Below are 13504 nucleotides of genomic sequence, written 5' to 3'. Positions count from 1 at the left end.
CCCGCGCAAAACCGCTGGCCCCTGCCCCGGGCGGCCGGGAAGGATACGCGGATGACCGTCACCGCGCCGCCCGCCTCAGGTGTCCGCCACGACTGGGCCGATCTGCCTGCCGGGGTGCGCCGCGCCGTCGAGGACATCCTCGGCTCACCCGTCATCGAAGCCCGCAGCCAGAGCGGCGGCTTCTCGCCCGGCGTCGCCGCCCGGATCCGGCTCGCGGACGGCGGCCGGGCGTTCGTCAAGGCGGTGAGCGCGGAGGTGAACCCCGGAGCACCGGACCTGCACCGCGCCGAGGCCCGCCACACCGCCGCCCTGCCGCCGCACGCCCCGGTGCCCCGGCTGCTCGGCTCGTACGACGACGGCACCCGCGTCGCACTGGTCCTGGAGGACATCGAGGGCCGTCAGCCCACCGTCCCCTGGGACTCGGCCGAACTGGACCGGGTGCTGGCCGCCGTCACCGCGCTCACCCGCTCCCTCACCCCGGCGCCGATCGACGCACCCTCCGTCGCCCGGCGCGAGGCCTCGATGTTCACCGGCTGGCGGACCCTGCACGCGGCAGGGGGCGACGCCCGCCTCGGTCACTGGGCCGCGTCCAGCCTCGGCGCACTGGCGGAACTGGAGTCCGGCTGGGCGCGGGCGGCGGAGGGCGACAGCCTCGCCCACGCCGACCTGCGCGCGGACAACATCCTGCTCACCGAGGACCGGGTCGTCTTCGTCGACTGGCCGCACGCGGTGCGCGCCGCGCTCTGGTTCGACCTGCTGGCGATGCTGCCGTGCGTCGCGGCGCAGGGCGGCCCGGACCCGGAGGCCGTCTTCACGGCCCACCCGCTCGGCCGGGACGCGGAGCCCGCGGCGGTCACCGCCGTGCTCGCCGCCCTGGCCGGCTACTTCGTCGCGCACTCACTGCTTCCCGGCCCGCCGGGCCTGCCCACCCTGCGGGCGTTCCAGGCGGCCCAGGGCGCGGCAGCCCTGGACTGGCTACGGAACCGGCTCGGCTAGGCCCTGTCCGGCGGATCGTCGCGGGTCCGCGACGCCTGGCACGCACTCTCGCCGCACGCCCGACTCACCCGAGTACGTCCAGTACGAGGGCGACTCGGGCGCACACCGAGAAATGGGGTCTCCCCTGTTCGAGCGGAGCCGAGAGCTTGGGGAAGCACCAGACGCCGCGGACTACTCCACGAAGATCCGCCGGACAGGCCCTAGCCGGGCCGCCTCCGCCACCAGCGCCGCCATCACCCGCACGTCGTCGCCCATCTCCGGATGCCACTGCACCCCGAGCACCCAGCCGGGACCGGGCCGTTCGACCGCCTCCACCGTGCCGTCCGCCGCGTGCGCGGAGGCCACCAGGCCCGCGCCGAGCCGGTCCACCGCCTGGTGGTGGTAGGTCGGCACGGCACAGTCGCCGGGCACCACGGAGGCGTACCTGGTCCCCGGCACCGGCGTCACCGTATGGGAGCCGAACACGCCGGTCGTCCCCCCGGGGCCCGCGTGCCCGTCCATGTGCTGCGTCAGCGTCCCGCCGAGGGCGACGTTGAGGAGCTGCATCCCCCGGCAGATGCCGAGCAGCGGGGTGCCGGACTCCAGCGCCGCCCCGATCAGCGCCGCCTCCCAGCTGTCCCGCTCGGGGGTGGGCGGCCCGGTCCGCGGATCACGCCCGGCCCCGTACCGCGCCGGATCCACATCCGGACCGCCCGCGACCACCACCGCGTCCAGCCGCGCCACCACCGACGCCGCCACCTCCGGGGAGTCCGGCGGCAGCAGCACGGCCAGGCCGCCCGCCTCCCGGACGAGCCGGCTGTAACCGGCCGGCAGCAGCGTGGCGGGCAGGTCCCAGAGCCCCCAACGCGCCGAGTCCACCAGATACGTACTGATCCCGATCAGCGGGCTGTTCATCGGATCTCCCTGTCGCACGGCACGCGGAACGCATCGGCACCGTATCCAAATCCCTTGCCCTGCCCATAGATTTGGATCAGCTGTCCAAAGATCCGGATCATCTGTCGGCCCGCGAGGAGAGGATCCATCCGTGTCCGACCGAACAGCCCCGCTCGCCGTCGAGGAACTCCGCGTCCTCGTCGACAGCGGCGAGATCGACACCGTGGTCCTGGCCTTCCCCGACATGCAGGGGAGGCTCCAGGGAAAACGCTTCGCCGCCGGCTTCTTCCTCGAAGAGGTGGTGCCGCACGGCACGGAGGGCTGCAACTACCTGCTCGCCGTCGACACCGACATGAACACCGTGGACGGCTACGCCATGTCGTCCTGGGAACGCGGCTACGGCGACTTCGCCATGCTTCCCGACCTCACCACGCTGCGCCGGGTGCCCTGGAACGAGAGCACCGCGATGGTCACCGCCGACCTCGCGTGGAGCGACGGCGCACCCGTCGTCGCCGCGCCCCGCCAGATACTGCGCCGCCAGCTGGACCGCCTCGCCGGGCACGGCTACACCGCCCACGTGGGCACCGAACTCGAATTCATCGTCTTCAAGGACACCTACGAACAGGCCTGGGACCGGGGTTACCGCGACCTGACCCCGGTCAACCAGTACAACGTCGACTACTCCGTCCTCGGCACCGGCCGGGTCGAACCCCTGCTGCGCCGCATCCGCAACGAGATGGCGGGCGCGGGCCTCACCGTCGAATCCGCCAAGGGCGAGTGCAACCCCGGCCAGCACGAGATCGTGTTCCGCTACGACGAGGCCCTGGTCACCTGCGACCAGCACGCCGTCTACAAGACCGGCGCCAAGGAGATCGCCGCCCAGGAGGGCGTCGCGCTCACCTTCATGGCCAAGTTCAACGAGCGCGAGGGCAACTCCTGCCACATCCACCTCTCGCTCCGCTCCACGGAGGAGCCCGGCCGCAGCGTCATGGCGGACGGGGACGGCGCCATGTCCCCGGTGATGCGGCACTTCCTGGCCGGACAGCTCGCGGCCCTGCGCGACTTCTCACTCCTCTACGCGCCGAACATCAACTCCTACAAGCGTTTCCAGCCCGGCTCCTTCGCCCCGACCGCCGTCGCCTGGGGCGCCGACAACCGCACCTGTGCGCTGCGGGTCGTCGGACACGGCCATTCGCTGCGCTTCGAGAACCGGCTCCCCGGCGGAGACGTCAACCCGTACCTCGCCGTCGCCGGACTCGTCGCGGCGGGCCTGTACGGGATCGAGCACGGGCTCGAACTCCCCGAGCCCTGCGCCGGGAACGCCTACACCGCCGAATACGACCACGTCCCCACCAGTCTGCGCGAGGCCGCCGGGCGCTGGGAGCGCAGCGAGATCGCCGAAGCCGCCTTCGGGGCCGAGGTCGTCGCGCACTACGCCAACATGGCCCGCGTCGAGCTCGAAGCCTTCGACGCGGCGGTGACCGACTGGGAGATCAAGCGCTCCTTCGAACGTCTGTGAGGACTTCCTTGACCCGTGAGCACCAGGTACTGAACCCGGCGACGGAGGAGATCGTCGCCGCCGTGCCGGCCACCACCGCGGCCGGGGTGGACGCAGCCGTCACCCGGGCCGCCGCCGCCCAGCGGGCCTGGGCCGCGCTCGCCCCCGCCGACCGGGCACGGCTGCTGCGCCGGTTCGCCGCCGCCGTGGACAGCCGGATCGAGGAGCTGGCCCGGCTGGAGGTCCGCGAGGCGGGCCACACCATCGGCAACGCCCGCTGGGAGGCCGGCAACGTCCGCGACCTGCTCGACTACGCCGCCGGGGGAGTGGAACGGCTGAACGGCCGGCAGATCCCCGTACCCGGCGGCATCGACATCACCCTGCTCGAACCCCTCGGCGTCATCGGCGTGATCGCGCCCTGGAACTTCCCCATGCCGATCGCCGCCTGGGGCCTGGCCCCCGCCCTCGCGGCGGGCAACGCCGTCGTCCTCAAACCCGCCGAGACCACCCCGCTGACCGCGCTCCGGCTCGCCGCCCTCGCCCTGGAGGCCGGACTCCCCGAACACCTCTTCCAGGTGCTGCCCGGCGCGGGCGACGAAGCGGGCAACGCCCTGGTCGAGCACCCCGGCGTCGCCAAGATCGTCTTCACCGGCTCCACCCGCGTCGGCAAGCGGATCATGGCCAAGTGCGCCGAGCAGGTGAAGCGGATCACCCTCGAACTCGGCGGCAAGAGCCCCAACATCGTCTTCGCCGACGCCGACCTCGAAGCCGCCGCGGCCGCCGCCCCCATGTCCTTCCTGGACAACGCGGGCCAGGACTGCTGCGCCCGCACCCGGATCCTGGTCCAGCGCTCCGCGTACGACCGCTTCCTGGAGCTCCTCGCCCCGGCCGTCGCCGCCGTCGTCGTGGGCGACCCGTCCGACGAGAAGACGCAGATGGGCCCGCTCATCTCCCGCACCCAGCTGGACCGGGTGCGCGGCTACGTCCCCGGGGGCGCGGCAGCCATCCGGGGCAGCGCGCCCGGAGGCGCCGGCTTCTGGTTCCCGCCGACCGTCCTCACCGACGCCGCCGCGGACTCGCCCGTCGCCACGGAGGAGGTGTTCGGTCCGGTCGCGGTCGTGCTGCCCTTCGACGACGAGGCGGACGCCGTCCGGCTCGCCAACGCGACGCGCTACGGCCTCGCGGGCTCCCTCTGGACGCGGGACCTGGGGCGCGCGCTGCGCGTCTCGCAGGCCGTCCGGGCGGGAAACCTCTCCGTCAACTCCCACTCCGCGGTCCGCTACTGGACCCCGTTCGGCGGCTTCAAGCAGTCCGGCCTCGGCCGCGAACTCGGGCCCGACGCCCTCACCGCCTTCACCGAAACCAAGAACGTCTTCCTCAGTACGGAGGCCTGAACCGGTATGACCACGGACAACGGGAACATCTGCCGCCGCCTCGTCGGCCGCACCGCCGTCATCACCGGCGCCGGCAGCGGCATCGGCCTCGCCACCGCCCACCGGCTCGCCTCGGAGGGCGCGCACGTGGTCTGCGGCGACATCGACGAGACCGCGGGCAAGGCGGCGGCGGAAGCGGTCGGCGGCAGCTTCGTACGGGTCGACGTCACGGACCCGGGACAGGTCGAGGCGCTGTTCGCGGCGGCGCACGACACCTACGGCTCCGTCGACATCGCCTTCAACAACGCGGGCATCTCGCCGCCCGACGACGACTCCATCCTCACCACGGACCTGGAGGCCTGGAAACGCGTCCAGGACGTCAACCTCACCTCCGTCTACCTCTGCTGCAAGGCGGCCCTGCCCTACATGCGGCGCCAGGGGCGGGGCTCGATCATCAACACCGCCTCGTTCGTCGCCAGGATGGGCGCGGCCACCTCGCAGATCTCCTACACCGCATCCAAGGGCGGAGTGCTCGCGATGTCCCGCGAACTGGGCGTCCAGTTCGCCCGCGAGGGCATCCGGGTCAACGCGCTGTGCCCGGGACCGGTCAACACCCCGCTGCTCCAGGAGCTGTTCGCCAAGGACCCGGAGCGCGCCGCCCGCCGGCTGGTGCACATCCCGCTCGGCCGGTTCGCGGAGGCGACGGAGATCGCGGCAGCCGTCGCCTTCCTGGCGAGCGACGACTCCTCCTTCGTCAACGCCACGGACTTCCTCGTCGACGGCGGCATCTCGGGCGCCTACGTCACGCCCCTTTAGGGCGTGACGCGAGGTCCGGAACCTAGAGTGGGGCGATGAGCAACGCGACGCCGCCCGGCTGGTATCCGGACACGGCCGTACCGGGCCACGAGCGGTGGTGGGACGGTACGGCGTGGACCGGTCACACCCGCCCGTACGCCGCCGAGCTGCCGCCGTACGTCCCCGCGCGGTCCGCTTCCCCCGCCGGGCCCGGCCGGGGGAGCGGCGGCGGAAGCAGCCGGATCATCGCCATGGTGGTGGCCGGTGCGGTCGTCGTCGGCGCGGCGGTGACCGGAGCGGTGCTGCTCGGCAGGGACGACGACGGCACGCCGCCGGTGGCCCGGTCGAGCAGCACCCCGCCCGCCGGCACCGCCACCCACGACGGCCCCGGCGGCAGCCCCTCGCCGGACGCATCCGCCGACGGCGGCGACCCGGCCGTGCTCGTGGACCAGCTCAACGGCATCACCCTGCCGGTCCCCGACGGCTGGGAGAAGCCGGAGAACAACATGGACGGGGTGCCCACGATGCGTACCACCCGCTCCTACAACTGCCCCGGCAGCTCCGGGGACTTCTGCTACCACGGCACGGTGACCACCAGGACCCCCAACGCCGCCGACGCCGACACCGCGGAGAAGCTCGCCAGGGCCGACATAGCCGACGCGGCGGACGCCGCGTACCAGGAGAACGCCGTCGGCACCCGTATCCACGGCGGCATCACATCCCACGAGCAGCTCGCCGCCACCTCGGTGAGCGTGGCGGGACGCACCGGCTACGAGGTGCGCTGGAGGGTCGTCACCGGCAAGGGCCCCGGCGGCTACGTGCAGTCGCTCGTCTTCCCGTCGAGCGTCGGCAGCGAGTCGCTCGTCGTGGTGCGCTACGCCTTCGACGCCGGATCCGGCGGGCCCCCGCTCTCCCTCATGGACACCCTCACCAAGGGCATCCGGCCGATCGGGGACAGCGCGACGAACGGCGGCGTCGGCAGCTCCGTGGCCCCCTGACGCCGCCCGGGGCTCAGAGGAACGTGCGGCCCTCGCCCCGGTACGTCGGCACGGTCGCCGTGATCCGGTCCCCCTCGATCAGCTGCAACTCGTCGAACCGCTCGCACAGTTCACCGGCCTTGGCGTGCCGGAACCACACCTTGTCACCGATCAGCAGGTCGTCGGCCGGGGCGCCGAGCAACGGGGTCTGTACCTCGCCCGGCCCCTCCTGCGGGTCGTAGCGCAGCCCCTCCGGCAGGTACGGGACCGGCAGCCGGTCGGGACCGGCCGCACCGGATGCCGGGTAGCCGCCACCGAGCACCGTCACCACGCCCACCCCGGGCCTGCGTACGACCGGCTGGGCGAACAGGGCCGCCGGACGGGCCGTGAACGAGGTGTAGTTGTCGAACAGCCGGGGCACGTACAGCCCGGAACCGGCCGCGATCTCCGTCACCGCGTGCTCCGCGGCGGTGTGCTGCACACTGCCGGTGCCGCCGCCGTTCACGAACTCCAGGTCCGGCGCCACGGCCCGTACCGCCCGCACCACCTCGGCCCGCCGGACCGCCAGCTCCCGGCGGGCGGAGGCCTGCATCAGCCGGATCGCCCGGGACCGCAGCGGCCGCCCCGCGACCGAGTCACCGACCCCGGCGATATGACCCTCGTACGCCATCAGCCCCACCAGCCGGAAACCGGGCCTGCGGGCCACGGACCGTGCCAGCTCGGCCAGTTGGGCGGGGGAGCGCAGGGGCGAGCGGAGCGCCCCGATCCTGACCCGGCCGCCGAGCATCCGCAGCGAGGTGTCCAGCTCCAGACAGACCCGGATCTCCTCTTTGCCCCCGGCACGCGCCGCGTCGATCAGCTCCAGCTGCGCGTGGTCGTCCACCATCACCGTCACGGCGGCGGCCAGCTTCGGGTCGGAGGCGAGCTCCGCGAACGCCGGCCGGTCGGCCGACGGATAGGCCAGCAGTACGTCCTCGAACCCGGCACGGGCCAGCCACAGCGACTCGGCCAGCGTGAACGACATGATCCCGGCGAAGCCGGGCCGCGCGAGCACCCGCTCCAGCAGGGCGCGGCAGCGCACCGACTTGCTCGCCACCCGGACCGGCTTCCCGGCCGCACGGCGTACCAGGTCGTCGGCGTTGGCGTCGAAGGCCTCCAGATCGACGACGGCGATCGGGGCATCGAGATGGGCGGTGGCCCGGTTGTAGCGGGTCCGGTCAGCGGTGCGGGCAGTCATGGCCGCAGCTTGCCAGACACCTGTACCGCTGGGTAGGGGGATGATCTGCGCAGATCGGTCCGGCGCCCGGCGGCCCGCTCCCATCAGGGGCGCCGCAGCCCGTAGAGTGACGGGCACGCGGCGCGCAACGAGCCTGCCTGTGGCGGCGATCCGCGTGCGGTACGGAACGGACCAGGGGGGCTGATGAGTACCGAGGCGCAGCGCGCTCCCGTCCCGCCACGCCCGGCCACCCCGCCGGACGGCCGGGTCCCCACACCCCCAGGACCCACCACACCGACACCGCCCGCCTCACCCGCACCGCCCGCACCCGAGGCAACCGCAACCGTGGCCCCGTCCACACCCGCCGCCGCACCGCCCGCCGTTGAGTCGACCGCCCGGCTCCGGCCCGTGCCACCGGCCCCGCCGCGCCCCGCCGGGCCCCCCGCCGCTCCGGCCTTCCCGCCGCGCCCCGCGACGCCGCCCGCGGCGACCCGGCGCCGCCCGGTGGGCGCCGTGGAGCTCGGCACCCCGCCCTGGTGGCCCGACGGCCCCGCCCACCGGCCGCCGCACGACGACTTCCTGCCGCACGCCTTCCCGGCGGAGACGCCCGCAGAGACCACCACCAGGCTCCGCCCCGTACGGACCCGGAGCCCCTTCAGGACCGCGGCCGCGGCCGTCTGCGTCGTGCTCGGGCTCGGCCTGATCGGCGGCGCGGTCACCGGCAGCTGGCTGATCAGCGACTCCTCGGCCGATCCGGCGGCCCACAGCAGCTACACCGTGGGCCGCGCCGCCTGGCACAGCGTGCCCGTGGACACCCTCTTCCCGCGCACCCTCAAGGGCGACGGCGCGGGGCCCGGCGGCTCCGACCGGGTCTGGACCAGGCTCGCCGTCGCCCCGGACAGCGGCTGCGCGACGGCCCTGGACCCGCTGCTGCTCAAGACGGTGCGCCCGGCCGGCTGCGCCCGGCTGCTGCGGGCCACGTACACGGACGCGACGTCCAGCAGCGTCACCACCGTCGGGCTGCTCTTCACCGAGGGCGACACGGAGGCCATGCGGGCGCTCAGCACCCGGTTCACCGATCAGCACCTGGACGCGCGCACCGACCTGATGCCCCGCGCGTATCCCGTCAAGGGCACCCCGGCCGCCGGATTCGGCGACAAGCAGCGCGCCAGCTGGAGCGTGCACGTCCTGACAGAGGTCCCCGTCGTGGTGTTCGCGGTCTCCGGTTTCGCCGACGGCCGTACGGTCACCGCCCCGCAGCCCGCCGCCGAGGCCATGGCACGGAACGCCACGACCGCCGCCGCCCAGGCCGGGCTCGGCCACGAGGCGAAGGGGCTGGCGGACCTGGTCGAACGCGGTCTGCGCAAGACTGTCACAGAGCGCACGGAGAAACCGGAGTGACCCGAGTGACCCGAGTGCCTGGATTGACGCGAGTACCCGGAGACCCCCGAGTACCCGGAGCGGCGCAAGCGTCCGGAGCGACCCGCCGCGCCCGCCACCGCGTCCTCGGCGCGCTCTGCGCCGCCACCGCGCTCACGCTGCTGCCCGCGTCCCCGGCGCGGGCCGACACCATCCGGGCCCAGCAGTGGGGCCTGGACGCACTCCACACCGACGAGGCCTGGCGGACCACCCGGGGCAAGGGCATCACCGTCGCCGTCGTCGACACCGGGGTGGACGCCGCTCTGCCCGACCTGGCGGGCCAGGTACTGCCCGGCAAGGACATGATTGGCTTCGGCGCCGGACGGGGTGACCGGTCCTGGGCACGGCACGGCACCGCGATGGCCGCGATCATCGCGGGCCGGGGCCACGGTGCCTCGGACGACGACGGGGTGCTCGGCATAGCCCCCCAGGCGAAGATCCTCCCCGTCCGGGTCATCCTGGAGGCGAGCGACCCGGACCGGGCCAAGGCCCGCAAGTCCCGGGGCACGGCCCTCGCGGACGGCATCCGCTGGGCCGCCGACCACGGCGCCGACGTCATCAACCTCTCGCTGGGCGACGACAGCGAGTCCGCCCATCCGGAGCCGGGCGAGGACGCGGCCGTCCAGTACGCGCTGAAGAAGGGCGCGGTCGTCGTCGCGTCGGCCGGCAACAGCGGCGAGAAGGGCGACCACATCTCGTACCCCGCCGCCTACCCCGGAGTGATCGCGGTCGCCGCCGTCGACCGCTACGGCACCCACGCCTCGTTCTCCACCCGCCGCTGGTACGCCGCCGTGAGCGCCCCGGGCGACGACATCGTCGTCCCCGCCCCGGACCGGCAGTACTACGTGGAGTGGGGCACCTCGGCCGCGTCCGCGTTCGTCTCCGGTGCGGTCGCCCTGGTCCGTGCCGCCCACCCCGGCCTCACGCCCGCCCAGATCAAGAAGCTCCTCACGGACACCGCGCGCGATTCCCCGGCGGGCGGCCGGGACGACTCCCGGGGCTACGGCATGGTCGACCCGGCCGCGGCCATCAAGGCGGGCGGCAAGCTCCGTCCGGCCGGTCTGCGCCCGGACTCCACCGAGGCGGGCTACCGCGAGAAGTACTTCGGATCCGGCCCCGACCCGACCCGCGAGGACGGGGGGCCCGCAGGCTGGCTGGCCCCGGTCGCGGGCGGCCTCGGCGCACTCCTGCTCGCGCTGGCCGTGGTGCTGTGGCGCGGCCGCAACGGGCGGCCGGTCTTCCCGCGCCGCTGACGGGCACACCCCGGGGACGCCCGCACCGGACCTGTCGGCAGGACGGCTACGGCCAGGCACTACGCTCGCCCTGTGGCGCAGAAGAACATTCCGGACCCCGGATACTCCGACGACGACGGCACGGCCGACCCCGCCCTGACCGCGGCACTGTCCGCCTGGGCCGGGAACCGCGAGGCCGTCGGCCCGGTGCTCGAAGCCCTCAGGGGGGCCCGGCTGCTGGTCCCCGTGGTCGCCGTCCTCGGCGAGGTCGAGGAGGACGAGAAGGGGCTGCGCCGGGAGAAGACCAGCGACATGGCCGTCCCCACCCTCCAGGCCGGTGACCGCCGCGCCCTGCCCGCCTTCACCTCCACCGCCTCGCTGGCCCGCTGGGACCCGCAGGCGCGCCCCGTCGCCGTACCCCTGCACCAGGCGCTCCAGGCCGCCGTGCACGAGAAGGCGGACACCCTGGTGCTCGACCTCGCGGGCCCGGTGGCCTTCGAGGTGACCGGCTCCGCGCTGCTGGCCCTCGCGGAGGGCCGCACCAGCGCCGATCCGCTCGACGACCCCGCCGTCACCGCCGCGGTACGCGACGCCGTCGCCGCCGAACCCGCCGTGCTCCGCGCCCACCTCGGACCGGGCCGCGCCGACGGCACCCTCGCCCTGGTACTGGCGGCGGACGCCGACCCCGCGGAGGCCGCGGGCCGGGTCGCCCGGTCGCTGGCCGCCAGCGAGGTGCTGCGGGCCCGGCTGGTGCGCGGCCTGGACCTGGCGCTGCTCCCGGCCGACGCGAACGCACCGGGTGACGCCCTGTTCACTCGCTGATCACCTCATCGGCTCAACGCGCGCGATGGTGCGCGGAGTCGGAGAATTGCGAAGAAAAGCGGACGATCTTCGCGAGGTGGTTGTATGCAGACGCGAATGGCGGCGTCGGAGTTCCTGGGCACCCTCCTGCTGGTCTTCTTCGCCGTCGGATCAGCGGTCCTCGGTGTCCAGTACATCGGGACCGTCGGCATCGCGCTGGCCTTCGGCTTCGTGCTGCTGGCCCTGGCCTACGCGCTCGGCCCGATCTCCGGCTGCCATCTCAACCCGGCGGTCACCCTGGGGATGCTGACGGCCCGGCGGATCGACGTGCGCACCGCGGTCACGTACTGGATCGCCCAGCTCCTCGGCGGAATCGCCGGTGCGGCCCTGCTGTTCCTGCTGGCCAAGCAGGTGCCCGGACTGAAGACGAGCGGCAAGTTCGGCAGTAACGGCTACGGGGACCGGTCCGACGTGCACATCAACATGGGCGGCGCGTTCCTGGCCGAGGTGGTGCTCACCTTCCTGCTGGTGTTCGTCGTGCTCGCGGTGACCCACAAGGTGGCCGTCATCGGGTTCGACGGACTGCCCATCGGCCTCTCCCTCGCGGTGATCCACCTGGTCGGCATCCCGCTCACCGGTACGTCGGTCAACCCGGCGCGGAGTCTGGGCCCGGCGCTGTTCGCCGGCGGTGCGGCGCTCTCCCAGCTCTGGCTGTTCCTGGTGGCGCCCCTGATCGGTGGCGTCATCGCGGCGCTCGCCCACCGGGTGACCCACCCCGTCCCCGGACATGAGGAGCAGACCGCGGAGGTCTGATCCCGGCCCCGGTACGCGGTGAGCCCCCGCCCACAGAGGGCGGGGGCTCACATCCGTCGGAGGGAAGGGGCGTACCGGCTCAGCCGAAGACCGGTCCGGTGTACTTCTCGCCGGGGCCCTTGCCCGGCTCGTCCGGTACGAGCGAGGCCTCGCGGAACGCCAGCTGGAGCGACTTCAGGCCGTCACGCAGCGGCGCCGCGTGGAAGGAGCTGATCTCGGTGGTGCTCGCGTCCAGCAGGCCGGCCAGCGCGTGGACCAGCTTGCGGGCCTCGTCGAGGTCCTTGTGCTCGTCGCCGTCCTCGGTCAGTCCGAGCTTCACGGCGGCGGCGCTCATCAGGTTGACCGCGACCGTCACGATGACCTCGACCGCCGGCACCTCCGCGATGTCGCGGGCCATCTCGTCGAAGCCGGGGGAATCAGTGGTGGGGGTCGCGTCGCTCATGCTGCATACGATAGGCCCACGCCGGGCCCGGTCCCTCTGCGGGAGTGCGTGCGAGGACCGGTTAGCGCACGTGCGGCCGAGCTGCTAACCTTGTGTAACGACCGGCTGGGCATCTATGTGCCCGGCCCACAAGTGGAGGCTCCGATCTCCCACCTGACCGTCCTCAGGACGGCGGGTCACCGGTCAGGTGGCGCCCATCGTTCCGTACGGACGATGGAGCCGCCCGATGCGCCCCGCGGTTGACCGCGACGGTGCTCCGGTTTTCCAGGAGCCCCGCCTGTGTCCCGTCCGGGGCATTTTTCTTGCCTCCGCAACGGTTGGTCTGTCGAAACAGACGTTACGTGGCTGTCCGCCAGGCGGCCGCGTGGTGCTACCGAGGAGGATCCATCAGCGCCGAGCCCCGCATCAACGACCGGATTCGCGTACCCGAGGTGCGACTTGTCGGTCCCAGCGGCGAGCAGGTCGGGATTGTCCCGCTTGCCAAGGCCCTGGAACTTGCGCAGGAGTACGACCTCGACCTGGTCGAGGTGGCGGCTACCGCCCGTCCGCCCGTGTGCAAGCTCATGGACTACGGGAAGTTCAAGTACGAATCGGCCATGAAGGCCCGTGAGGCGCGCAAGAACCAGGCGCACACGGTCATCAAGGAGATGAAGCTCCGGCCGAAGATCGACCCGCACGACTATGACACCAAGAAGGGTCATGTCGTCCGGTTCCTCAAGCAGGGTGACAAGGTCAAGATCACGATCATGTTCCGTGGTCGTGAGCAGTCCCGCCCCGAGCTGGGCTTCCGACTGCTCCAGCGTCTCGCTTCGGACGTGGAGGAACTCGGCTTCATCGAGTCCAACCCGAAGCAGGACGGCCGGAACATGATCATGGTTCTTGGCCCGCACAAGAAGAAGACCGAAGCCATGGCCGAGGCCCGCGAGGCCCAGGCCGCCCGCAAGGCGGAGCGTCAGGGGTACGCCCCCGACGACGCCGAGTCCGCGGACGAGGCTGCCGAGGCTCCGGCCGAGGCGTCCTCAGAGGCTCCGGCCGAGACACCTTCCGAGGCGTGACCTTCGGGGGTCGC

Annotated in this window: 13 protein-coding genes; 10 read left to right on the top strand and 3 right to left on the bottom strand. The window is 73.2% G+C overall.

The features are described 5' to 3' along the window. Positions 1–51 precede the first annotated feature (51 nt). Positions 52–996, top strand: coding sequence for an aminoglycoside phosphotransferase family protein (locus ACFVQ0_RS25930; RefSeq protein WP_390091595.1), 945 nt, complete (start codon positions 52–54; stop codon positions 994–996). Positions 997–1167: 171 nt separating this feature from the next. Here ACFVQ0_RS25930 and ACFVQ0_RS25925 read toward each other — a convergent pair whose 3' ends face one another. Continuing rightward, a complete protein-coding gene (locus ACFVQ0_RS25925; protein ID WP_390091594.1) occupies positions 1168–1890 on the bottom strand; it encodes a gamma-glutamyl-gamma-aminobutyrate hydrolase family protein in 723 nt (240 codons plus the stop codon). Positions 1891–2020: 130 nt separating this feature from the next. Here ACFVQ0_RS25925 and ACFVQ0_RS25920 point away from each other — a divergent pair, with 130 nt between their 5' ends. From ACFVQ0_RS25920 to ACFVQ0_RS25905, 4 genes are read left to right on the top strand one after another with little or no spacing between them, the layout of a single operon-like run. Further along, on the top strand, positions 2021–3388 hold the full coding sequence (locus ACFVQ0_RS25920) for a glutamine synthetase family protein (RefSeq protein ID WP_390091593.1): 1368 nt from the start codon (positions 2021–2023) through the stop codon (positions 3386–3388). An 8-nt stretch (positions 3389–3396) separates the two neighbouring features. Then, positions 3397–4761: an aldehyde dehydrogenase family protein gene (locus tag ACFVQ0_RS25915; protein ID WP_390091592.1), complete on the top strand. Its 1365-nt coding sequence runs from the start codon at positions 3397–3399 to the stop codon at positions 4759–4761. Between the two features lie 6 nt (positions 4762–4767). Continuing rightward, positions 4768–5556 (top strand): 3-oxoacyl-ACP reductase, encoded by a 789-nt coding sequence (locus tag ACFVQ0_RS25910; protein WP_390091591.1) that lies wholly within the window; start codon positions 4768–4770, stop codon positions 5554–5556. Between the two features lie 35 nt (positions 5557–5591). Next, positions 5592–6533: a DUF2510 domain-containing protein gene (locus ACFVQ0_RS25905; protein WP_390091590.1), complete on the top strand. Its 942-nt coding sequence runs from the start codon at positions 5592–5594 to the stop codon at positions 6531–6533. Between the two features lie 13 nt (positions 6534–6546). Here the strand turns inward: ACFVQ0_RS25905 and ACFVQ0_RS25900 are convergent, their stop codons facing one another. After that, positions 6547–7749: an amino acid deaminase/aldolase gene (locus ACFVQ0_RS25900; RefSeq protein WP_390091589.1), complete on the bottom strand. Its 1203-nt coding sequence runs from the start codon at positions 7747–7749 to the stop codon at positions 6547–6549. 558 nt (positions 7750–8307) lie between these two features. On the opposite strand from ACFVQ0_RS25900, the gene ACFVQ0_RS25895 reads away from it, so the two are divergent. The 4 genes from ACFVQ0_RS25895 to ACFVQ0_RS25880 all read left to right on the top strand — a co-directional run bounded on the left by ACFVQ0_RS25895 (position 8308) and on the right by ACFVQ0_RS25880 (position 11993). Next, the gene (locus tag ACFVQ0_RS25895) at positions 8308–9129 is read left to right on the top strand and encodes a hypothetical protein (protein WP_390091646.1); all 822 of its coding nucleotides are present in this window, start codon (positions 8308–8310) and stop codon (positions 9127–9129) included. Positions 9130–9266: 137 nt separating this feature from the next. Continuing rightward, the gene (gene mycP, locus ACFVQ0_RS25890) at positions 9267–10400 is read left to right on the top strand and encodes a type VII secretion-associated serine protease mycosin (RefSeq protein ID WP_390091645.1); all 1134 of its coding nucleotides are present in this window, start codon (positions 9267–9269) and stop codon (positions 10398–10400) included. Positions 10401–10472: 72 nt separating this feature from the next. Continuing rightward, entirely contained in the window at positions 10473–11201 is a 729-nt protein-coding gene (locus tag ACFVQ0_RS25885; protein WP_390091588.1) for an SseB family protein, read from the top strand. An 84-nt stretch (positions 11202–11285) separates the two neighbouring features. After that, complete coding sequence (locus ACFVQ0_RS25880) at positions 11286–11993, top strand: MIP family channel protein (RefSeq protein WP_390091587.1); 708 nt, start codon at positions 11286–11288, stop codon at positions 11991–11993. A gap of 79 nt (positions 11994–12072) precedes the next feature. Here the strand turns inward: ACFVQ0_RS25880 and ACFVQ0_RS25875 are convergent, their stop codons facing one another. Continuing rightward, complete coding sequence (locus ACFVQ0_RS25875; protein WP_073737426.1) at positions 12073–12435, bottom strand: DUF1844 domain-containing protein; 363 nt, start codon at positions 12433–12435, stop codon at positions 12073–12075. Between the two features lie 341 nt (positions 12436–12776). On the opposite strand from ACFVQ0_RS25875, the gene infC reads away from it, so the two are divergent. Further along, the gene (infC, locus tag ACFVQ0_RS25870; protein WP_311306680.1) at positions 12777–13490 is read left to right on the top strand and encodes a translation initiation factor IF-3; all 714 of its coding nucleotides are present in this window, start codon (positions 12777–12779) and stop codon (positions 13488–13490) included. Positions 13491–13504: the final 14 nt, after the last annotated feature.

It is taken from the genome of Streptomyces sp. NPDC057900 (assembly GCF_042887885.1).
Classification (GTDB): domain Bacteria; phylum Actinomycetota; class Actinomycetes; order Streptomycetales; family Streptomycetaceae; genus Streptomyces.
Note: the sequence above shows the minus strand (reverse complement) of the source record. Positions and strands in the feature narration are given on the sequence as shown.

Coding starts and splice junctions, on each gene's coding strand:
- ACFVQ0_RS25910 (WP_390091591.1), top strand. CDS start 4,768: ATGACCACGGACAACGGGAACATCTGCCGCCGCCTCGTCGGCCGCACC.
- ACFVQ0_RS25905 (WP_390091590.1), top strand. CDS start 5,592: ATGAGCAACGCGACGCCGCCCGGCTGGTATCCGGACACGGCCGTACCG.
- ACFVQ0_RS25930 (WP_390091595.1), top strand. CDS start 52: ATGACCGTCACCGCGCCGCCCGCCTCAGGTGTCCGCCACGACTGGGCC.
- ACFVQ0_RS25880 (WP_390091587.1), top strand. CDS start 11,286: ATGCAGACGCGAATGGCGGCGTCGGAGTTCCTGGGCACCCTCCTGCTG.
- ACFVQ0_RS25875 (WP_073737426.1), bottom strand. CDS start 12,435: ATGAGCGACGCGACCCCCACCACTGATTCCCCCGGCTTCGACGAGATG.
- ACFVQ0_RS25900 (WP_390091589.1), bottom strand. CDS start 7,749: ATGACTGCCCGCACCGCTGACCGGACCCGCTACAACCGGGCCACCGCC.
- ACFVQ0_RS25925 (WP_390091594.1), bottom strand. CDS start 1,890: ATGAACAGCCCGCTGATCGGGATCAGTACGTATCTGGTGGACTCGGCG.